This is a genomic window from Ensifer sp. ENS08, from assembly GCF_014852195.1.
Classification (GTDB): domain Bacteria; phylum Pseudomonadota; class Alphaproteobacteria; order Rhizobiales; family Rhizobiaceae; genus Ensifer; species Ensifer adhaerens.
Genome location: NZ_JACVBF010000007.1, coordinates 1 through 20,312 on the forward strand (window position 1 = coordinate 1; position 20,312 = coordinate 20,312).

Consider the following 20,312-nt stretch of genomic DNA (forward strand, 5'->3'; position numbering starts at 1 on the left):
CGTACGCCTTGAACTCGCCGAAGTACTTCGTGATCGCTGCGGTCAGCGACGTCTTGCCATGGTCAACGTGGCCAATCGTGCCAATGTTAACGTGCGGCTTGTTGCGCTCAAATTTGCTCTTTGCCATGGGTACGTTTCCTGTGGTCAAGTATGAATAATGATCAGCCGGCAGGGCCGGTTTGTGGAGCCGTTTAAGGGTTTCAGGGGATTTGCGCAAGACTTAATTGCGCGCGCCCGGACCGGCCGCCGCTGGCCTTTTCCTGCCGATATATAAGAAGCGCGCGACGCCGCTACAAGATTCGGTGCTATCGAGCTACGAATCGCAGCCGCAGCAAAACATTCAAACGCTTAGCGATGAACGTTGACTTGATACATTAATTCGAAAAGAAAGAGGAAGCCGCTATTGGAGCGGGTAGCGGGAATCGAACCCGCGTATTCAGCTTGGAAGGCTGCTGCTCTACCATTGAGCTATACCCGCGGGCCTTCGATCCAGAAGCAGAATGGTGGAGGGAGTTGGATTTGAACCAACGTAGGCTGAGCCAACGGATTTACAGTCCGTCCCCTTTAACCACTCGGGCATCCCTCCATTATTCTGTCGGGATCTTTCGACCAAGCATTTGAGATCGTGAGACAACCAGCGACTTGGCCGTGCCGCTCTCGATCTGTGGCCGGGTATATGACTGCCCCGTTTCGTCCTGTCAACACGGGTCAGCGGAAAATTTCCGATTTTCTCCACAGCCGTAAAAAAGGACCCGGCGCTGAAAACCGTTTCGCCCCGCGTGCAACCTCTCTATAAGACGCCAATGAGCAAAGATCGCACCGGCGACAAGAGCGCCAAGGACACCCATTACGCCAACCTTCGGCGCGCGCATCGCGACGCCAAGCGGGAACGTGGCGAAATCCCCACGCCAAGAGAGGACAAGCGCCGCAAGGCGCCGGCCGACTGGAAGCCGCAGCCGCTCTCGCCCGAGCAGGTTCTGCTCTATGGCCTGCACACGGTTCGCGCGGCGCTGGACAATCCGGCGCGCAAGGTCATCCGTCTCAGCGTTACGCCGAACGCGGCCGCCCGCCTGGAACTCGGCGAGCTTTCGGCCCTGCCCTTCCCGGTCGAAACGGTGACGCCGCAGGATCTCGACAAGATTCTCGGTCCCGACGCGATCCACCAGGGCGTGATGCTCGAGACCCGCCCCCTGCCGCATCGCCGGCTCGAGGCTCTGCGCGACTGCCCGCTGATTCTCGTGCTCGATCAGGTGACCGATCCGCACAATGTCGGCGCCATCATGCGCTCGGCCGTCGCCTTCGATGCCGGCGCGCTGATCACCACGATGCGCCACAGCCCGACCGAATCGGGCGTGCTCGCCAAATCGGCCTCCGGCGCGCTTGAGATGATCCCCTATATCCAGATCACCAACCTTGGCGATGCCATCGAGGAACTGCATCGGCTGGGCTTCCAGACGATCGGCCTTGATTCGGAAGGGCCGCAGCCGCTGGAAGGGACATTCAGCGGCGAAAAGATCGCCCTCGTTCTCGGCTCAGAGGGCAAGGGGCTTAGGCAGAAGACCCGCTCGATCGTCAACGATCTTGCCCGGCTCGACATGCCCGGCGCGATAAAGTCGCTGAACGTATCGAACGCAGCGGCGATCGCGATGTATGCGGCGCGCCAGCATCTGAAGCGCTGACATCACCAGGTGTTCCGGGCGGCCTCACCGCAAAAACGCGGCGGCCGCATCCTCCGCAGCTCACAGACAACGGCGCCAAAGCCGAGGCGGTAACGCGAAATAGCGCCTGTGGAAATTTCCGCCCCGGTGGGATCGCGGAGCACTGCGCCATGCAGTTTCGAAAAAGATCGGAATGAGGACGGCAAGCCGCTCTTCCGCGTCAGAAACGGATCGATTGCCCCGCAAGGCTACCCGGTGTGCTCATGCCAGCCGTAGGGCAGCCTTCACGCAGTTTCTTCCAGGTCGTGACGTTGAGGTTCATCTCGCAGCGCGCGAGATAGGCGTTGCCGTCGACACGCAGGCAAGCGACCTGCCCAAGTTCGTATTTGGAACCGTCTCGATTGCGGCAGGTGCAGCCATGATCCGGCGGCGCAGCAAGGGGCGCTTCGGCGGCGAGCAAAAAGGCCACCGCAGCGGTCATGCCCCAAAGGATCGTCCGCCCGTCCATCATGAGGGCATTATAAAGCAGATATCGATGTTCGAAAACGGACAATGCCGGCTGCTTGCGCAACCGGCACCGTCCGCACGTGGGGCATACGCCCCTCCCACCGGATCACCTCGGTGATCCGCTGAATTTGGTCTTAGCTCGCCAGGCGAAGCACGCTGCCTTCGGAGATGGTCTTTTCGGCCTCGGCGATCGCAAACTGCTTGCTGTCGGCGCTGAGGTTCAGGCCTTCGGCGCGCACGAATTCGACATCGGTGATGCCAAGGAAGCCGAAGACCGTCTTCAGGTAAGATTCCTGATGATCCATGACGGCTGCCGGGCCGGCGGAGTAGTGGCCGCCGCGGGTCGAGGCGACGATGATCTTCTTGCCCTTGGCGAGGCCTTCCGGACCATTCTCCGTGTAGCGGAAAGTCTTGCCGGAGACGGCGATGCGATCGATCCAGGCCTTCAGCTGGCTCGGAATGCCGAAGTTGTACATCGGAGCGCCGATGATGACGGTGTCGGCGGCGAGGAATTCTTCCAGCATGTCGCGGCCAAGCTTGACGTCGGCAGCGAGACCCGCGTCGACGCCTTCGAGGTCGGCCGGGGCCATGATCTGGGCGCCGGTCAGATGGGGCAGCGAGCTGGCAGCGAGGTCGCGATAGGTCACCTGCGCATCCGGGCGGTCAGCCTTGACCTGGGCGGCAAGGGCGGCCGTCAGACGGCGGGAAACCGAGTGGTCGCCAAGGATACCGGAGTCGATATGAAGAACGTTCATGGGAACACCTTTGTGTTTACGTTGCGGTGATCCACATATGAGGGGAAAACAATGGCCCGATAAGCCAGCGGATATTTGACATACTGTTTCCAGACGGAAACAATCATACCCATCATCCGCACCTCGGAGACAGGACAATGCAGGATCTGAACGACCTCGGGCTTTTTGCCGCCGTCGTGCGAAACAACGGCTTCAGCGCTGCGGCACGGGACCTCAATATACCCAAATCCAAGCTCAGCAAACATGTGGCCCGCCTCGAGGAGCAGCTCGGTGTGCGGTTGCTGGAGCGCTCGACCCGCAAGCTGCGTGTCACCGATATCGGCCGGGTCTTCTATGAGCATTGCCAGAGCCTTCTCGACGGGGTGGCTGCCGCCGAAGCCGAGATCGCCGCCGTGCGCGCGGAGCCCTCGGGCACGGTGCGGCTCGCCTGCCCGCTTGGTTTCACCCCTATGCTTGCCGACATCCTGCCGGCGTTTCACCGCCGCTACCCCGGCGTCCGCCTGCTGATCACCGCCACCAACCGTCGCATCGATCTGATCGAGGAGCGGGTCGACGTGGCGCTGCGTGCCCGCGGGCAGCTCGATACGGACAACCAACTCATCATCCGCAAGTTCGGCGAGGTTCGCGAGCGGCTTGCAGCCAGCCCCACCTTCCTCGCCCGCTCCGGCGAGATCACGATCGAGAACCTCAGCCAGCAGGCGACGCTGTCGATGAACGAACAGCACCCGACCGATGTCTGGCGGCTGGTTTCAATCGATGGCAACACGACGGAAATCACCCATCGTCCGATCGTCGGCTGCAGCGATTTCCTGATTCTCGAACGCGCCGCGATCGAAGGGATGGGGGTCGCCCTCTTGCCTGACCATATCTGCGAGCGCGCTTTCCGCGCCGGCGTCCTTGCGCCGGTGCTGCCGGAATGGACGTCGAACGACGTCGTCGTGCACCTCGTCTTCCCGTCCCGCCAGGGCATGTTGCCGGCGACCCGGGCGCTGATCGACTATCTCGCCGAAAACCTGCTCAACGCCCTGCAGAAATGCCGCGAGGTTCCGGTGCGCATGGGACCGTCCTTCGACATCTGATGCCGCCGCGCTGCGGCTTTTCCGATCAGCAGCGGCAGATCATCAGCACGTCGCCGTCGGGATCGCGAATCGTGAACCATTGCCCGGACTGCACCGGCGTCACGATCTCGAGACGCACGGAGAGCGCCGGACCAAGCGATGCGGGAGCCGGTGATCGATCGAGCGTTGACCGCTTACTCCGACCAAGGCTCCGCATCTCATCGGCGGCAAAACTCGCCGCCGTCTGCAAGCTCGGCAAAAGACTTGGCGCCGACGTCATATCGATAGGCAATCACCTCCACTGTGCAGGCGTCCGTCGATCGCGCGCAAGCCTCCATCGAAACGCAGAGATGGTCGTTAGCACCCCAGACCTTCGCAGGGGGATTGTCATAGATGCCTTCGTAGATCGTCTGCGTCCGCTTGCCGCCGTCACGCCACTCAACCACGATCTCCGAACGAAAGTGGTCATAACCGATGTTGCTGTATCCCACGGAATAGCGGACCGCCCCCAAACCGGAAACTTGGGTCGCGCCCGAACTCATCTCCGCCCAATCGGATCCCTCCTGCGCGTTGGCAGGGCTCCAGACGACAAACCCACAAAGCAGAACGACCGCCCATCTGACCGGCGCCAGTGCCGCGGGGTTGGTAAGGCTGCTTTCGGCGGCAGCCGAAAGAACGTGTTCGATGACCAAGACCTTTCCAAGAGAGCCAGCTGACGAATGCTCGTCCTCCGTTCATCGGCGCTGGAGAAACAATCGGCGGTGGCCGAAACCACTGATTCCCTATATTTCAGGAGGATGAGAGCTCTTGGAAGACTGATCATCTCCGCCGTCCTGGCGTTCCTTGTCAGCCTTATCGTCGCGGGGCTGTTCCTACCCGTCTACGGCATATTCGAGGGCGGGCCGTACAACTGCCTGAAGGATGGCATTGCGGTATGCATCGCCGGCATACCGCTGAGCGCGCTGATCTATGGGCCGCTATTTTCGATTGCCGGCGTTCTGATCGGCACACCAGTGTTCATGGCCATCTTTGCGATGCGTGACTAACTGCTCGCTTTGCGCCGACGGTATACCCGCGGCAACACGCCGAACCTGAAATTCCGGCTCGAATAGCCGCCAAAAATTCGGAAAAAACAATGGGGAGGAAATGAAGTGGTGCCCCCAGAGAGACTCGAACTCCCGACCTACTGATTACAAATCAGCCGCTCTACCAACTGAGCTATAAGGGCACTTGCTTTGGTGGGAGTTACCATAATCTCATGTGGTGTAAAGCAAAATTGCGAATTCTCCCAATTTTTCAGATGCGTTCGGTTCCGGGCCATGCCAGAAACGATAGAGAGAGATTGCCGCTGGCGGCGCATAACATATCGAGCGGACTAGAGTTTCATGGCCCGAACGTTCACTTCCCTAGCCTTTCTCGCCTCGTCCGCGGAAGAGGCACAAAAGGCTGCGGCTGATCTCAAGGCGATCTATGGCGACCATGATCCGTCGAAGGCCGATGTGATCGTCGCGCTTGGCGGCGACGGCTTCATGCTGCAGACGCTGCATCAGACCATGAACAGCGGCAAGCTGGTCTACGGCATGAACCGTGGCTCGGTCGGGTTCCTGATGAACCGCTACAGCACCGAGAACCTGACGGACCGCATCTGCCAGGCAGTCGAGAACGCGTTTCATCCGCTGGAGATGCAGACGACCGACGTATATGGCGAGAGCTTCACGGCACTTGCGATCAACGAGGTCTACCTTTTCCGCCAGTCCTACCAGGCGGCGAAGCTCCGCGTCCTGATCGATGGCAAGACAAGGCTGGAGGAATTGACCTGCGACGGCCTGCTGGTCGCCACCCCTGCCGGCTCCACCGCCTACAATCTCTCCGCCCACGGGCCGATCCTGCCGCTCGAGGCCCCGCTTCTGGCGATGACCCCGGTCAGTGCCTTCCGCCCGCGCCGCTGGCGTGGCGCGCTTCTGCCGAACCATGTCACAGTCGAGATCGAAATCCTCGAGGCCGACAAGCGGCCGGTAAACGCGGTGGCCGACCATCAGGAAGTGAAGTCCGTGGTCAAGGTGAAGATCGCCGAATCGGAAAACATGACGGCGCGCATCCTCTCGGATCCCGATCATTCCTGGTCGGACCGCATCCTGGCCGAGCAATTTTCGAACTGAGCGCACGTTCTCCGCGCGATCTATGGTATCATCATGCCGGCCAGGTTTCCGCCGGCCCGCAGCATACGGCAACCGAGCCGCCGCCTTAAGGACGACGACCCAATGCACAGATCCGCCCTCCTCGCGCTGTTCCTGTTTCTCAGCAGTGCCGGCGCCAAGGCTCAGGATGCCAACATCGTTCCGCCTGAGGCGACCTTCGTGACCAGCACCGGCTACTGGGAGGAAAGCGGAGAGCCGCTTTCATCCCTCGATCCGAACGCGGCCGCCGAGAAGCCGGGCGACGCCCGGCGCGGTTACTACAAGCTGATCGCGCTTCGCCAGGCGGATGGAACCGCCCAGATCCATCTGCAGCAGGTAGCAGCGACCCCGGCCGGCCCTGTGGTGATTTCGTCGGCGGAACTCGAAGAATTCTCCGCGCTCAAGGCCTACGTCACCGACATCCGCCCGGAGACCTCGACCGGTGTGACCGCGCAGCCCGGCATGTTTGCGACCGTCTATCTGAAGACGGACCCGTCGGTGAGAGAGCCCGAGAGCTGGACCGTGCTCATCGACGATCTCGGCGACATCAAGATCGAGCGTGCCTCCAACTGAGCAAAAGCAAGGGCCGGATGCGAACACCCGGCCCTCTTCAATTGCATTGGTGCAGACCGCTGTCTGCCTTAGTTCAGATCATCCACGACGGCATCCGCGCCGCCGCTGACGCGGTGCGCAAGGGCGGCCTCCATGAACTCGTTGAGTTCACCGTCAAGAACGTCGCCCGGTGCCGTGCTTTCGACGCCCGTGCGCATGTCCTTGACCAGCTGATAGGGCTGCAGAACGTAGGAGCGGATCTGGTGGCCCCAGCCGATGTCGGTCTTCGACGCGGCTTCGGCGTTGGCGGCCTCTTCCCGCTTCTTCAGTTCGGCCTCGTAGAGGCGCGCACGCAACATGTCCCAGGCCTTCGCCCGGTTCTTGTGCTGCGAACGTTCCTGCTGGCACTGCACGACGATGCCCGACGGGATGTGCGTGATGCGCACGGCCGAGTCGGTCGTGTTGACGTGCTGACCGCCGGCGCCCGACGAGCGGTAGGTGTCGATACGGCAATCGCTCTCGTTGATGTCGATCTGGATCGAATCATCGACGACGGGGTAGACCCAGATCGAGGAGAACGAGGTGTGGCGGCGCGCGTTGCTGTCGTAGGGCGAGATGCGAACCAGGCGGTGCACGCCCGATTCGGTCTTCAGCCAGCCATAGGCATTGTGGCCCTTGACGAGCAGCGTCGCAGACTTGATGCCGGCCTCTTCGCCGTCCTGGATTTCCATAAGCTCGACCTTGTACCCCTGGCGCTCGGACCAGCGGGTGTACATGCGCAAAAGCATGTTGGCCCAGTCCTGGCTTTCGGTACCGCCGGCACCCGAATGCACTTCGAGATAGGTATCGTTCTGATCCGCCTCGCCCGAGAGCATGGCTTCGACCTGCTTCTTCGCCGCTTCGTTTCTGAGATCCCGCAACGCCTGTTCGGCGTCAGCGATGATGGCGGCGTCGCCCTCTTCCTCGCCGAGTTCGATGAGTTCGATGTTGTCATTGAGCTGCTGCTCGAAACGGCGCAGGCCATTGATGCCGTCATCGAGTTGCTGGCGCTCGCGCATCAGCTTCTGCGCTTCCGAAGCGTCGTTCCAAAGCGCCGGATCTTCCGCTTTGTTGTTCAACCAGTCCAGTCGTCTTACCGCCTGATCCCAGTCAAAGATGCCTCCTCAGCAGGCTTATGGCCTGCTTGATTTCGTCGACAATGTTCTCGATTTCGCTGCGCATGATCCTGCTTCTTGTGAACCGATAGGAAAGTGAGCGTCAAATAGCGATGCCCACCGCTGATGTAAAGGCGGCGGGCATCGCGTGAAGGGGATAAGGATTAGAACAGGCCGTTGGAACCGGAGGTCACTGCCTGGTTCGCCTGCGGCGAGTTCTTGAGGATCTCTTCTGGCGGCACGTACTGGTCAAGACCACCGATGACCGAGAAGGTGTCGGCCGGGCCGGTGCCGGGCTTGAAGGCCTCGATGATCGTGTCCGGCTCGCCCTCTTGGGCGGCCATGCCGGTCTTGCGGTTGACGGCGACCATGCTCATGCCTTCGGGCACGACGAACTTGCTCGGGCGCGTGCCCTTCACTGCTTCTGTCATGAAGTCATTGAAAATCGGCACGGCGAGGCTGCCGCCGGTCGCGCCGCGGCCAAGCGGGGCCGGGTTGTCGAAGCCGAGATAGAGGCCTGCAACCATGTCCGGAGTGTAGCCGACGAACCAGGCGTCCTTTTCGTCATTGGTGGTACCGGTCTTGCCGGCAACCGGACGATCGAGCTTGATCTTGCCGGCAGCCGTGCCGCGCAGCACCACGCCCTCCATCATCGACGTGATCTGGTAGGAGGTCATCGGGTCGAGCACCTGCTCGCGGTTGTCGGTGAGAACCGGTTCTTCCTGGCTCTGCCAATCGCCGGCGTTGCAGTTGTCGCAGGTGCGGTCCTCGTGACGGAAGATCGTCTTGCCGTAGCGGTCCTGAATGCGGTCGATCAGCGACGGCTTGATCTGCTTGCCGCCGTTGGCGAGCACGGAATAGGCCGAGACCATGCGCAGAACAGTCGTTTCGCCCGAGCCCAGCGACATCGCAAGCAGCGGCGGCATCTTGTCGTAGATGCCGAAGCGCTCGGCATATTCGGCGACAAGGTTCATGCCCATGTCGTTGGCAAGGCGAACGGTCATCAGGTTACGCGACTTCTCGATGCCGAGACGCAGCGTCGACGGACCGGCCGAGCCGCCGCCGTAGTTTTCCGGGCGCCAGACTTGGCCACCGGCGACGATCTCGATCGGCGCGTCGAGAATGACCGATGCAGGCGTATAACCGTTGTCGAGGGCGGCCGCGTAGACGAAGGGCTTGAACGACGAACCCGGCTGGCGCATCGCTTGCGTCGCGCGGTTGAATTCCGACTGGCCATAGGAGAAGCCGCCGACCATCGCCAGAACGCGGCCGGTCTGCGGGTCCATGGCGACGAGGCCACCCTGCACCTTCGGCGGCTGGCGCAGGCGATACTCGCCCTTCTCCGGCAGCGGCTCGACATAGATGACGTCGCCGGCGCCGAAGACGCCTTCAGGCGACTTCGCCGACTTGCGGTCGCCGCTGGCGGAACGGTAGGCCCACTGCATGTTCTTGGCGGAGATATGCCCGGTGACACGCTCGGCGACAATCTTGCCCGAGGCTTCCTTCTCTGGCTGAATGCCGATCTCGGCGCCCTGTCCATCGACGGAGAGAACAACGGCAAGCTTCCACTCCGGCACGTCGTTGAAGGCTACGACAGCGCCCAGCGGCTCGCCCCAATCGCCACCGATTTCGATCGACTTGACCGGGCCGTGGAAGCCGCGACGCTCGTCGTAGCTGAGCAGACCCGCCTGCAGCGCCTTGCGCGCGGCGATCTGCAGCCGCGGATCGAGCGAGGTGCGGACCGACAGGCCGCCTTCATAGAGAGCGTTGTCGCCGTATTTCTGGATGATCTGCCGGCGGACTTCCTCGGCGAAGAAGTCGGAGGCGAAGAGATGCGCCCCGCCGCGACGCGGGTTGACGCCGAGCGGCTGCTTCTTGGCTTCTTCGCCATCGGCCTTGGTGACGTAGCCGTTCTCGACCATGCGGTCGATTACCCAGTTGCGGCGCTCAAGCGCCGCTTCGGTCTTGCGGAACGGATGATAGTTGGCCGGGCCCTTCGGAAGGGCTGCGAGATAGGCGGTCTCGGCAATGGTAAGCTCAGTCACAGACTTATCGAAATAGGTCAGCGCCGCACCGGCTATGCCGTAGGAATTCAGGCCGAAGAAGATCTCGTTGAGATAGAGTTCGAGAATGCGGTCCTTGGTGTAGGCCTGCTCGATGCGGAAGGAGAGGATTGCTTCCTTGACCTTGCGGTCGATCGTCTGGTCGGACGAGAGCAGGAAGTTCTTGGCCACCTGCTGCGTGATCGTCGAGGCGCCGACCGGGCGACGGCCGGAGCCGAAGTTCTGCAGGTTCACCGCGATGGCGCGCGCAAGACCGGTGATGTCAACGCCCGGGTGCTGATAGAAGTTCTTGTCTTCAGCCGAGATGAAGGCCGCCTTGACGCGATCCGGGATGGCCTGGATCGGCAGATAGAGACGCCGCTCGCGGGCATATTCCGCCATCAGCGCGCCGTTGCCGGCGTGGAAGCGCGTGGTCACCGGCGGCGAATACTTCGCCAGCACCTCGTAATCCGGCAGGTCCTTGGTGACGACACCAAGATAGAGCGCCACGGCCCCGGCCACACCCAGCAGCAGAAACGCGCCAATCCCGAAGAAATATCCAATCAGCCTGATCATCAGTCAGATACCGGTACCTTAATTATCGTCCAATTGCCGAACCGCCCGACTGACAGTCCATGCTCTGTCCTGCCGGCTTCTATACAGCGGGCCGACCAAACTCTTTCACGAGAAATCGTCTGGCGTCGCAACGCCCCACCTAGCCCGGCTCCTCATATGGCGGGGAACTCCGGGCTTCAACTCGTTTCTCAACAAATCCGGGCGCAATTCCGGTTAGGTCCCGGATTGTGCGTAAAATAGGGCTGTTATGCGATAATCCCGTGCGCATCCCGTTGAAAAGCATAGCGCTGTTACCGGGGCGACACAAATCACTTCGTTCCAGGGCCTGCCTTCAAGCGTCAGCCGCCGCTGGCGATGGCCTGCTCGCGGTATCGCTGAACAGCGACCGCAAGACGCTCTGAAACCTTCTTGCGCCACTCCGGATCCAGCAGCAGTTTTTCGTCCTCCTTGTTCGACAGGAAGCCCAGTTCAAGCAGGATCGAGGGCACGTCCGGCGCCTGCAGCACGCGGAAGCCGGCAAAACGGTGCGGATTGTTGATGAGATTGATCTGGCCCTCGAAGGACGTAACGACGGCGCGCGCCATGTTGACCGAGAAGGCCTGCGTCTCGCGGCGCGTCAGATCGATCAGGATGTCGGCCACTTCCGCCGGCTCGCTCTGAAGCGGCACGCCGGCGATTTCGTCGGACAAATTTTCGCGGGCGGCAAGACTTGCGGCCAGGTGGTCGGATGCCTTGTCGGAGATGGTATAGACCGTCGCGCCGCGGATGTCCTTCTGGCGCAGCGCGTCCGCATGAAGCGAAATGAAGAGATGGGCGCCCTTGTTGCGGGCGATCTGTACGCGCTGGGGAAGCGAGAGGAAGACGTCCTTGTCGCGGGTGAGGAAAGCCTCGATCCCGGCGCCCTTGTTCAGGGCCTCGACGAGATCTTTCGCGAAGGCGAGCGTTACATGCTTCTCCTCCGTCTTCGTTTCGCCGGCGAGCGCACCGGTATCGATGCCTCCATGGCCCGCATCGATCGCGATGATGAACGGCCCGCCTTCCCTCGTGGGAGCGACGGCAACCGGCCTGTCGGTCTTGGCGGCGGCGACCGATCCGGTCCACTGCTGTTCGCCGAGAAGCGCATCGAAGCGCGCCTGGTCGACGCGCTCGGCATCGAGCACGAGCCGGTAGCCCTTGCCCCCCTCTTCCGCGACGACTTCCGCATGGGTTACCGCCACGGGGCCTTTCGCCGAAAGAACGATGCGGGAGCTGCCCGCCCCCATGCCGCCGTAGCGGATCGCATCGAATAGGCCGCGCGGTTCAAGGCTGTCCGCCTTGAGGCCGAAGGCCGTTTCCGGCAGGTCGACCACGACGCGAACGGGATCGGCTACGTAGTGCAGGGAGAATTCCGGTTTGCGATCGAACTCGACGACGACGCGCGTGCGTGCATCGTCACCGGCGATCCGCGCAGCAAAGGCGAGCAAAGGCCCCGGCTCGGCGGCAACCGCCGCCGGCACGTTCAAAAGAAGACCGCCGGCAAGCAGCGATGCTCCGAGCAGAAGCCTGCCCGTGCGCGACATCAACGACAACAGCGAACCACGCATACAAACCGCCAAAGGCCTCACCTCGGGCTCTCCACCACTTTCTCAGAAAACCAACAGCAGCCGACGCACGGCTGCTGGACGCACAGGTTGATCAATGAACCCTTATGGTTAACCAATGCTTGACAATGATCATCTTCCCCGGCCCGCCGGGACAATCGATTTACCGTTTATCGACCTACTCCACGTGGACAAGCGAATCGATCATTATTGTGGCGGCACGGGCTTTTCCCTTGCCAATGTGACATAGAAAACATAAAAGCGTCACAAGGAGAAAGTGTTGACGGGATAGAACAGTCGACCGGGCAGCCGGAGCTTCTCCAAAGCTTGGCGCCAGGGTGCGGTCGAACCGGATTGACCGGTTAACTTATCGCAATTCCGCGGTCGCAAGTGTTCATCCGCCGTCGCTGCATTTCCTCCCCGTACACTGGATCGCAAATTTCCGGCGGTGGCCGGAGTTCTTGATGGTGATTTTTCACCGACGCCCGCAAGCGGGCGCATTCATCGGGTCTTCATGAGACCTTGGACATTGGCATTCTTGTTTGGTCATTGATGTTGACTCAGCAGTATCGGTCAGAAGTAGCGCGGCCCCGGGACACACATGTTCCGGCTGTCGTCTGGCTGCTGCACCATCGCCTGCGCCAAACAGGAACTTTCATATCCGGCGCACCTTCCGACGTGTTTGGCAGTCTTCCTAAGGAAGCAGGTCTGTCTCCCGTTCCGCTGGCGCGCCGAGGAGCACAGCTTAGATGGCAGAGAAAATGCTTATCGATGCGTCTCATTCAGAAGAGACGCGCGTCGTTGTCGTTCGCGGGAACCGCATAGAAGAGTTCGACTTCGAGTCGGAACATAAGAAGCAGATCCGCGGCAATATCTATCTGGCGAAGGTCACCCGGGTGGAGCCCTCGCTCCAGGCCGCCTTCGTCGACTACGGCGGCAACCGCCACGGATTCCTGGCTTTCGCCGAAATCCATCCCGACTACTACCAGATCCCGCTCGCCGATCGTCAGGCGCTCTTGAAGGCCGAAGCCGAAGAAGCGCGGCGTGACGACGACATCGAGCATGTCGAGACCGCCCCTGCCCCGGCAAGCGAACTTTCCGTTCCCGTAGACCTCGAAGTCGTCGCGGAAACTGAAGCCGAGCCGGTCGCAGCCGTCGCTGACGCCGCACCGGTCGTCGAAGAGGAAGCGCCAGCCGAAAAGCCGAAGGCGAAGCCGAAGCGCACCCGCAAGACCAAGGCCAAGGCCGCTGAAGAAGCGGCTGCTGCATCGACCGACGGCGACGAGAGCAATGGCGGCGAAATGGCTGCCATGGTCGATACCGACGCCATTTCCGAGGATGTCGACAGCCGCCGTCGCCATGACGACGACGATGATGACGACGACAGCCACGACGGCGAAAAGGAAATCATCGAATCCGTCGGCGCCGAAGACGCCATGGAAGAAGTTCCGGATCGCCAGGTTCGCAAGCCGCGCAAGCAGTACCGCATCCAGGAAGTCATCAAGCGCCGCCAGATCCTGCTGGTTCAGGTCGCCAAGGAAGAGCGCGGCAACAAGGGCGCGGCACTGACGACCTACCTGTCGCTCGCCGGTCGCTACTCGGTGCTTATGCCGAACACCGCACGTGGCGGCGGCATCTCCCGCAAGATCACCAATCTGCAGGACCGCAAGCGCCTGAAGGAAATCGCCCGCGGCCTCGAAGTGCCGCAGGGCATGGGCGTGATCCTGCGCACCGCCGGTGCCAACCGCACCAAGGTCGAGATCAAGCGCGACTTCGAGTATCTGATGCGCCTGTGGGAAAACGTCCGCACGCTGACGCTGAATTCCACGGCCCCCTGCCTCGTCTATGAAGAAGGCAGCCTGATCAAGCGCTCGATCCGCGACCTCTACAACAAGGACATCAGCGAGATCATCGTTTCCGGTGAGGAAGGCTACAAGGAAGCCAAGGGCTTCATGAAGATGCTGATGCCCAGCCACGCCAAGGTGGTTCAGCCTTACCGTGACGTGCATCCGATCTTCTCGCGCTCCGGCATCGAAGCGCAGCTCGACCGCATGCTGCAGCCGCAGGTAACGCTGAAGTCCGGTGGCTACATCATCATCAACCAGACCGAAGCCCTGGTTTCGATCGACGTCAACTCCGGCCGTTCGACGCGCGAGCACTCGATCGAAGACACCGCTCTCCAGACGAACCTGGAAGCGGCGGAAGAAGTGGCACGCCAGCTCCGCCTGCGCGACCTTGCCGGCCTCGTCGTCATCGACTTCATCGACATGGAAGAAAAGCGGAACAACCGCTCGGTCGAGAAGCGTCTGAAGGATTGCCTGAAGAACGATCGCGCCCGCATCCAGGTCGGCCGTATCTCGCATTTCGGCCTGCTCGAAATGTCGCGCCAGCGCATTCGCGCCTCGGTGCTCGAATCGACGATGCAGACCTGCCCGCACTGCAACGGCACGGGTCACGTCCGCTCGCAGTCTTCGGTTGCACTGCACGTCTTGCGCGGCATCGAGGAACACCTGCTGAAGAACACGACGCACGACATCACCGTGCGCACCATCCCGGATATCGCGCTCTACCTGCTCAATCAGAAGCGCGGCACGATCATGGACTACGAAGCCCGCTTCGGCGTTTCGATCATCATCGAGGCTGATGCCCATGTCGGCGCACAGCACTTCGCGATCGATCGTGGCGAGCCGGTCGAAAATCCGGTCAAGATCGAACAGCTGCTGCACTTCGAGCCGGACGAGGAAGAAGACGACGTCGTGATCGAAGAGGATCTCGACGAGGAAGAAGCAGAAGAAATTGCCGGCGAACAGCGGCAGGAACAGCCGAAGGCTGCTGCCCAGTCCGACGATCAGAACGGACGCAAGCGCAAGCGCCGTCGCCGCCGGCGCGGCAAGGGCGGCCAGCAGGCCGAAGGCAGCGCTCTCCAGGTCTCCGAATCGGCAGGCGATGCCGACGACGGTTCCGATGAGGACGAAGGCGATGACGAGGGCGTCGATGCAGACGCCGCGACCGCCGATGGCGATCAGAAGCGCAAGCGCCGCCGCCGCGGCAAGCGTGGCGGCCGCCGCAACCGTCCGGAAGGCGAAGGTGAAGGTGAAGGCGAAGGCCAGCTTGAAGCCGGTGCCGATGCGGAAGCCGGCGACGACGGCGCAGAAGAAGCCGAAACCGTAGAGGCACCGGCCGCTGCGGCCGAGGTCGAGGTGGCTGTCGCTGTTGAGGAAACGGCTGTGGTGGCCGAAGAAGCCGAGGTGGCGGACGTAAAGCCTGCCAAGCCGAAGCGCACCCGCAAGAAGGCCGTCAAGGCTGAAGAACCGGCAGTAAGCGTCGACGAAGCTGCTCAGGCAGTGATCGAAGACCAGCCTGCGGTTGCCGACCCGGCCGTCGAAGCGGTGGAAGAGGCTGCGGCCGACCTTGCCGAAACCAAGCCTGTGCGTGCGAACCGCGACCTCTCGAAAATCGCTTCCGAACCGGTGGTAACGTCGAGCGCGACGAAGCCCGAAGAGGAAGAGCCGGGCAAGCCCAAGAAGGGCGGCTGGTGGCAGCGCCGCGGCTTCTTCTAAGAAGCCGCGCGGCCAGCGCCAAACTCTGAAAACACGAAAGGCCCGGAGCGATCCGGGCCTTTTCCTTTGGGCGGATGGCAGAAGGGACTTGCCCCTGCCTGCCTGTTCAGAGCGTCACGCCAGCCAACGCGCGATCCTGTCCATGGCCTCGACCATGTCGGCCTCGGCGCCGGCATAGGAGAAGCGCATTGTGCGGTGCCCTTCCAGCGGATCGAAGTCGAATCCCGGGGTTGCCGCGACGTTGATCTCGGCGAGCATCCGCTTGGCAAAGGCCATGCTGTCATTGGTAAAGCGGGTGACATCCGCATAGGCGTAGAAGGCACCGTCCATCGGCGAGGCGATCGAGAAGCCGATCTCCGGCAACCGCTTCATGAGCATGTCCCGGTTGGCGGCATAGGCGGCCTTGTAACGGTCGAGCTCCTCATGCGCGTTGAGTGCTGCTTCTGCCGCGATCTGCGAGAGCTCGGGCGGCGAGATGTAGAGGCTCTGGGCGATGCGCTCGAAGCCGCGCACCTTGTCAGCCGGCAGCACCATCCAGCCGATCCGCCAGCCGGTCATGCAATAGTATTTCGAGAAGGAGTTGATGACGATTACCTCGTCGGTCACCTCCAGCGCGCTTGCCTCTTCGCCGGCAAAGGTCAGTCCGTGATAGATCTCGTCGGAGATGAAGGCGATCGATTCGGCCCGGCAATAGTCAGCCAGCGCCTTGAGGCCCGCCCTGCCCGTCACCGTTCCGGTCGGGTTGGCTGGGCTCGCCAAGAGCACGCCCTTCAATGGACGGCCTATTTTCGCAGCGGCACGCGAAAGACTTTCAGGCGTCAGAGTGAAGCCGGTCTCGGCATTGGCCTCGACCTCGACGACCGTCAGGCCAAGCGCTGCGAGGATGTTGCGATAGGCCGGATAGCCGGGCCTCGCGATCGCTACGCAATCGCCAGGATCGAAGAGGGCCAGGAAAGCGAGATTGAAGCCTGCGGATGAGCCGGTGGTGACCGCGACCCGCTGCGGATCGAGCGCGATGCCGTGGCGCTTTTCATAGTGCCGGGCGATTGCTGTGCGCAGCGACAAGGTGCCGAGCGCGTCGGTATAGCCGAGCCGGCCATGTTCAAGCGCTTTGCGCGCCGCTTCAAGAGCTGCCTTCGGCGCCGGGTGGGCGGGCTGCCCGACGGCCATCGAGATCACCGGGTGGCCGGCATCCCGGCGACGGGTCGCCTCCGCCAGTACGTCCATCGCATGGAAAGGTTCGACGGCACTGCGTTTTGACAAATCTACCAACGGAAAATCCTCGATATGCGGCTGTTCTCCAGCCCTTTGCCCGATGAAAATGACCTTCACAAGTCCGCGAGTGCCGTATTTCCGCCGATTTTGCCGTTTCGTTTCCGCGGCACCCACCCTATGCTGCCGGCATATTGCGGATACGAGGAATCCTGTTGTCATTCAGAACAGCCGGTTGACCCGGCGACACGCGATGGACGACACACGGGATACGCAAGGACAACGAGGTAGAAATGAACTTCAGCACCAAGATGATTGCCGCCGGGACGCTCGCAGCGCTCGTGGCCGGGGTCAGCCTGCCCCAGAACGCATTCGCGCTCGACGCGAAGCAGAAGGAAGAGATCGGCGCCTTCATCAAGGAATACCTGATCGCCAATCCGGAGATCATGCTCGAGGTCCAGGAGGCGCTGACGACGAAACAGCGCGCCAAGCAGCAGGAAGCGGCGGAAAGCGCGATCACCGAGAACAACAAGGCGATCTTCAATTCCGACTACGACATGGTGCTCGGCAATCCCAAAGGCGACGTCACCGTTGTCGAGTTCTACGACTACAACTGCGGCTACTGCAAACGCGCGCTTTCCGACATGGACGACATCCTCGCCAAGGACAAGAACGTGCGCTTCGTGCTGAAGGAACTGCCGATCCTCGGACCGGATTCGCTGGCCGCCCACAAGGTGAGCGCCGCCTTCCGCCTGGTCGCTCCGGAAAAATACGGCGACTTCCACCGGGCGCTGCTCGGCGGGGAAGACCGCGCCACGGAGGAGACAGCGCTTGCGGTTGCCGCCAAGCTCGGCGTCTCCGAAAAGGACCTGCGCGCGAAAATGGAAAAGGAGCCGCATGATGCGGCCGTGCGCGAGGCCTACAGCCTTGCCAACGACCTCGGCATCACCGGAACGCCCTCCTACGTCATCGGCAACGAAGCGGTCTTCGGGGCCGTCGGCGCCGAGGAGATCGAGGGCAAGGTCGCCAATATGCGCGAATGCGGCAAGACCGCCTGCTGACAAACCTTCCCATGACTGTGGACAAATCCCGCGGGGGCCCAAAGGGCTTTTCCTCGCGGGACCATCAGTCTATAGGTAACCCTCCATGACCGGACCGGAATCCCTTATGCCATCGACCATTTTCGTGCTGAACGGCCCCAACCTGAATGCGCTGGGCAAGCGCGAGCCGGGTATTTATGGCGGCCAGACCCTGGCCGACATCGAGGCCATGTGCAAGGCAGAAGGCAAGGCGCTCGGATTCGACGTCGATTTCCGCCAGTCGAACCATGAGGGAATGCTGGTCGATTGGCTGCACGAGGCCGGCAACGTCGCCGCGGGCGTGGCAATCAACCCGGCCGCCTATGGCCACACGTCGATCGCGCTTCACGATGCCATCCGCGCCATCGGCATTCCGGTCGTCGAACTGCACCTCTCGAACATCCATGCGCGTGAGGAGTTCCGCCACAAGTCGATGATCGCACCCGCCGTCAAGGGCGTCATCTGCGGCTTCGGCGCCCAGAGTTACATTCTTGCGCTGCATGCGCTAAAGAACCTGACAAATCCGTCGAAATAAAAAGAACACAAGAGGCTCATATTCCATGGCTGACAAGAAACCAGGTATCGACCAGGCGCTGATCCGCGATCTCGCCAACATTCTCAAGGACACCGATCTGACCGAGATCGAAGTCGAGCAGGACGACCTGCGCATTCGCGTTTCGCGCAACGGCACGCCGGTTGCCATGCCGATGGCCATGCCGCAGATGCCGGCTTACCAGATGCCCGCCGCAGCGGCCGCTCCTGCAAACGCCGTTGCTGCTCCTGCCGCCGAGAGCGCCCGTGCATCGAAGAATGCCGTGACCGCGCCGATGGTCGGCACTGCCTATCTGTCTCCCGCACCGGGAGCCCGCCCCTTCGTTGAGGTCGGCGCCACGGTCAAGGAAGGCCAGACGATCCTCATCATCGAAGCGATGAAGACAATGAACCAGATCCCGGCTCCGCGCTCGGGCAAGGTCACCGAAATCTTCGTCCAGGACGCAGCCCCCGTCGAATATGGCGAACCGCTGATCGTAATCGAATAAGGCGGCGCGGCGATGATCTCGAAAATTCTCATTGCCAATCGCGGCGAAATCGCCCTTCGCGTGCTTCGTGCCTGCAAGGAACTCGGCATCGCCACGGTCGCCGTTCATTCCACGGCCGACGCCGACGCCATGCATGTGCGCCTCGCCGACGAGAGCGTTTGCATCGGCCCGCCGCCCTCGCGCGATAGCTATCTGAACATTCACCAGATCGTCGCCGCCTGCGAAATCACCGGTGCAGACGCTGTGCATCCAGGTTACGGCTTCCTGTCGGAAAACGCCAAGTTCGCCGAAATCCTTGAAGCGCACGACATCACCTTCATCGGCCCGACGGCGGAACACATCCGCATCATGGGTGACAAGATCACCGCCAAGCAAACGGCGCAGGAACTTGGCATCCCGGTCGTTCCGGGCTCCGACGGCGAAGTGAAGCCGGAAAACGCCCTCGAAGTCGCCCGCAAGATCGGTTTCCCGGTCCTGATCAAGGCGACCGCTGGCGGCGGCGGCCGCGGCATGAAGGTCGCCCGCAGCGAGGCTGACCTCGAGGAAGCCGTTGCGACGGCCCGCACCGAAGCGCTTGCCGCTTTCGGCAACGACGCCGTCTACATGGAGAAGTACCTCTCCAAGCCGCGCCACATCGAAATCCAGATCGTCGGCGACGGCGCCGGCAATGCGGTGCATCTCGGTGAACGCGATTGCTCGCTGCAGCGTCGTCACCAGAAGGTCTGGGAAGAGGCAAACTCCCCGGCGCTCAACGTCGACCAGCGCATGAAGATCGGCCAGGTCTGCGCCGACGCCATGAAGAAGCTGAAGTATCGCGGCGCCGGCACGATCGAATTCCTCTACGAAAACGGCGAGTTCTATTTCATCGAAATGAACACCCGTCTTCAGGTCGAGCATCCGATCACCGAGGCGATCACTGGCATCGACCTGGTGCACGAGCAGATCCGCGTCGCCTCCGGCGGTGGCCTCTCGGTCCGGCAGGAAGACATCGTGTTCTCCGGCCACGCGATCGAGTGCCGCATCAATGCCGAAGACCCGCGCACCTTCGTCCCATCCCCGGGCACGATCACGCATTTCCATGCGCCGGGCGGTCTTGGCGTGCGCGTCGACTCGGGTGCCTATCAGGGCTACCGGATCCCGCCTTACTACGACAGCCTGATCGGCAAGCTGATCGTGCACGGCCGTACCCGCGTCGAATGCATGATGCGTCTGCGCCGCGTGCTTGACGAATTTGTCATCGACGGCATCAAGACGACGCTTCCGCTGTTCCAGGACCTGATCAATAATCAGGACATTGCCAACGGCGACTACGATATCCACTGGCTGGAGAAGCATCTGGCCGCCACGTCCGAGTAAGGACCT

The 20,312-nt window shown here is 61.9% G+C and carries 18 protein-coding genes and 3 tRNA genes; 10 read left to right on the plus strand and 11 right to left on the minus strand.

From position 1 onward, the window contains the following. From IB272_RS17015 to IB272_RS17025, 3 genes are all read right to left on the minus strand, one after another. The coding region (locus tag IB272_RS17015; RefSeq protein ID WP_244520023.1) for a GTP-binding protein at window positions 1–127 on the minus strand (127 nt) is incomplete at its 3' end. Between the two features lie 277 nt (window positions 128–404). Further along, window positions 405–478: transfer RNA gene (locus tag IB272_RS17020), tRNA-Gly, on the minus strand. Between the two features lie 23 nt (window positions 479–501). Continuing rightward, window positions 502–586, minus strand: a tRNA-Tyr gene (locus IB272_RS17025). Window positions 587–803: 217 nt separating this feature from the next. Between IB272_RS17025 and IB272_RS17030 the strand changes: the two genes are divergently transcribed. After that, entirely contained in the window at window positions 804–1,679 is an 876-nt protein-coding gene (locus IB272_RS17030) for an RNA methyltransferase (RefSeq protein WP_060606536.1), read from the plus strand. A gap of 199 nt (window positions 1,680–1,878) precedes the next feature. On the opposite strand, the gene IB272_RS17035 is transcribed toward IB272_RS17030, so the two are convergent. Then, the gene (locus IB272_RS17035) at window positions 1,879–2,139 is read right to left on the minus strand and encodes a hypothetical protein (protein ID WP_226020708.1); all 261 of its coding nucleotides are present in this window, start codon (window positions 2,137–2,139) and stop codon (window positions 1,879–1,881) included. A gap of 160 nt (window positions 2,140–2,299) precedes the next feature. Continuing rightward, window positions 2,300–2,920, minus strand: a complete 621-nt coding sequence (locus IB272_RS17040) for an FMN-dependent NADH-azoreductase (RefSeq protein WP_034795463.1) — start codon at window positions 2,918–2,920, stop codon at window positions 2,300–2,302. A 137-nt stretch (window positions 2,921–3,057) separates the two neighbouring features. Between IB272_RS17040 and IB272_RS17045 the strand changes: the two genes are divergently transcribed. Further along, window positions 3,058–3,999, plus strand: coding sequence for a LysR family transcriptional regulator (locus IB272_RS17045; RefSeq protein WP_043614179.1), 942 nt, complete (start codon window positions 3,058–3,060; stop codon window positions 3,997–3,999). A gap of 197 nt (window positions 4,000–4,196) precedes the next feature. Here the strand turns inward: IB272_RS17045 and IB272_RS17050 are convergent, their stop codons facing one another. Further along, window positions 4,197–4,670, minus strand: a complete 474-nt coding sequence (locus IB272_RS17050) for a hypothetical protein (RefSeq protein ID WP_210339465.1) — start codon at window positions 4,668–4,670, stop codon at window positions 4,197–4,199. A 27-nt stretch (window positions 4,671–4,697) separates the two neighbouring features. On the opposite strand from IB272_RS17050, the gene IB272_RS17055 reads away from it, so the two are divergent. Then, the gene (locus IB272_RS17055) at window positions 4,698–5,024 is read left to right on the plus strand and encodes a hypothetical protein (RefSeq protein ID WP_210339466.1); all 327 of its coding nucleotides are present in this window, start codon (window positions 4,698–4,700) and stop codon (window positions 5,022–5,024) included. A gap of 106 nt (window positions 5,025–5,130) precedes the next feature. On the opposite strand, the gene IB272_RS17060 is transcribed toward IB272_RS17055, so the two are convergent. Next, window positions 5,131–5,206: transfer RNA gene (locus tag IB272_RS17060), tRNA-Thr, on the minus strand. A 157-nt stretch (window positions 5,207–5,363) separates the two neighbouring features. Here IB272_RS17060 and IB272_RS17065 point away from each other — a divergent pair. Further along, entirely contained in the window at window positions 5,364–6,137 is a 774-nt protein-coding gene (locus IB272_RS17065) for an NAD kinase (RefSeq protein ID WP_034795458.1), read from the plus strand. 102 nt (window positions 6,138–6,239) lie between these two features. After that, a complete protein-coding gene (locus tag IB272_RS17070) occupies window positions 6,240–6,728 on the plus strand; it encodes a hypothetical protein (protein ID WP_060583568.1) in 489 nt (162 codons plus the stop codon). Between the two features lie 68 nt (window positions 6,729–6,796). On the opposite strand, the gene prfB is transcribed toward IB272_RS17070, so the two are convergent. From prfB to IB272_RS17085, 3 genes are all read right to left on the minus strand, one after another. Continuing rightward, a protein-coding gene (gene prfB / locus IB272_RS17075) for a peptide chain release factor 2 (protein WP_112771310.1) occupies window positions 6,797–7,928 on the minus strand; the annotation gives its coding sequence in 2 pieces (ribosomal slippage) (window positions 6,797–7,858 and window positions 7,860–7,928; 1,131 coding nt in all). A gap of 97 nt (window positions 7,929–8,025) precedes the next feature. Continuing rightward, window positions 8,026–10,479 (minus strand): penicillin-binding protein 1A, encoded by a 2,454-nt coding sequence (locus IB272_RS17080; RefSeq protein WP_034795452.1) that lies wholly within the window; start codon window positions 10,477–10,479, stop codon window positions 8,026–8,028. 338 nt (window positions 10,480–10,817) lie between these two features. Beyond that, entirely contained in the window at window positions 10,818–12,038 is a 1,221-nt protein-coding gene (locus IB272_RS17085) for an N-acetylmuramoyl-L-alanine amidase (RefSeq protein ID WP_060583578.1), read from the minus strand. Window positions 12,039–12,808: 770 nt separating this feature from the next. On the opposite strand from IB272_RS17085, the gene IB272_RS17090 reads away from it, so the two are divergent. Then, a complete protein-coding gene (locus IB272_RS17090) occupies window positions 12,809–15,619 on the plus strand; it encodes a ribonuclease E/G (RefSeq protein WP_113135672.1) in 2,811 nt (936 codons plus the stop codon). Between the two features lie 114 nt (window positions 15,620–15,733). Here IB272_RS17090 and IB272_RS17095 read toward each other — a convergent pair whose 3' ends face one another. Then, window positions 15,734–16,891, minus strand: coding sequence for an aminotransferase class I/II-fold pyridoxal phosphate-dependent enzyme (locus IB272_RS17095; RefSeq protein WP_089045752.1), 1,158 nt, complete (start codon window positions 16,889–16,891; stop codon window positions 15,734–15,736). Between the two features lie 233 nt (window positions 16,892–17,124). Between IB272_RS17095 and IB272_RS17100 the strand changes: the two genes are divergently transcribed. The 4 genes from IB272_RS17100 (at window position 17,125) to accC (ending at window position 20,306) form a co-directional block, all read left to right on the plus strand. Next, window positions 17,125–17,892 carry a DsbA family protein gene (locus IB272_RS17100; RefSeq protein ID WP_034795449.1) on the plus strand — a complete coding sequence of 256 codons (768 nt, stop codon included), beginning with the start codon at window positions 17,125–17,127 and terminating at the stop codon, window positions 17,890–17,892. A 106-nt stretch (window positions 17,893–17,998) separates the two neighbouring features. Continuing rightward, window positions 17,999–18,445 carry a type II 3-dehydroquinate dehydratase gene (aroQ, locus tag IB272_RS17105; protein ID WP_034795448.1) on the plus strand — a complete coding sequence of 149 codons (447 nt, stop codon included), beginning with the start codon at window positions 17,999–18,001 and terminating at the stop codon, window positions 18,443–18,445. Between the two features lie 25 nt (window positions 18,446–18,470). After that, the gene (gene accB / locus IB272_RS17110) at window positions 18,471–18,950 is read left to right on the plus strand and encodes an acetyl-CoA carboxylase biotin carboxyl carrier protein (protein WP_043614150.1); all 480 of its coding nucleotides are present in this window, start codon (window positions 18,471–18,473) and stop codon (window positions 18,948–18,950) included. Between the two features lie 12 nt (window positions 18,951–18,962). Then, the gene (accC, locus tag IB272_RS17115; protein WP_034795446.1) at window positions 18,963–20,306 is read left to right on the plus strand and encodes an acetyl-CoA carboxylase biotin carboxylase subunit; all 1,344 of its coding nucleotides are present in this window, start codon (window positions 18,963–18,965) and stop codon (window positions 20,304–20,306) included. Window positions 20,307–20,312: the final 6 nt, after the last annotated feature.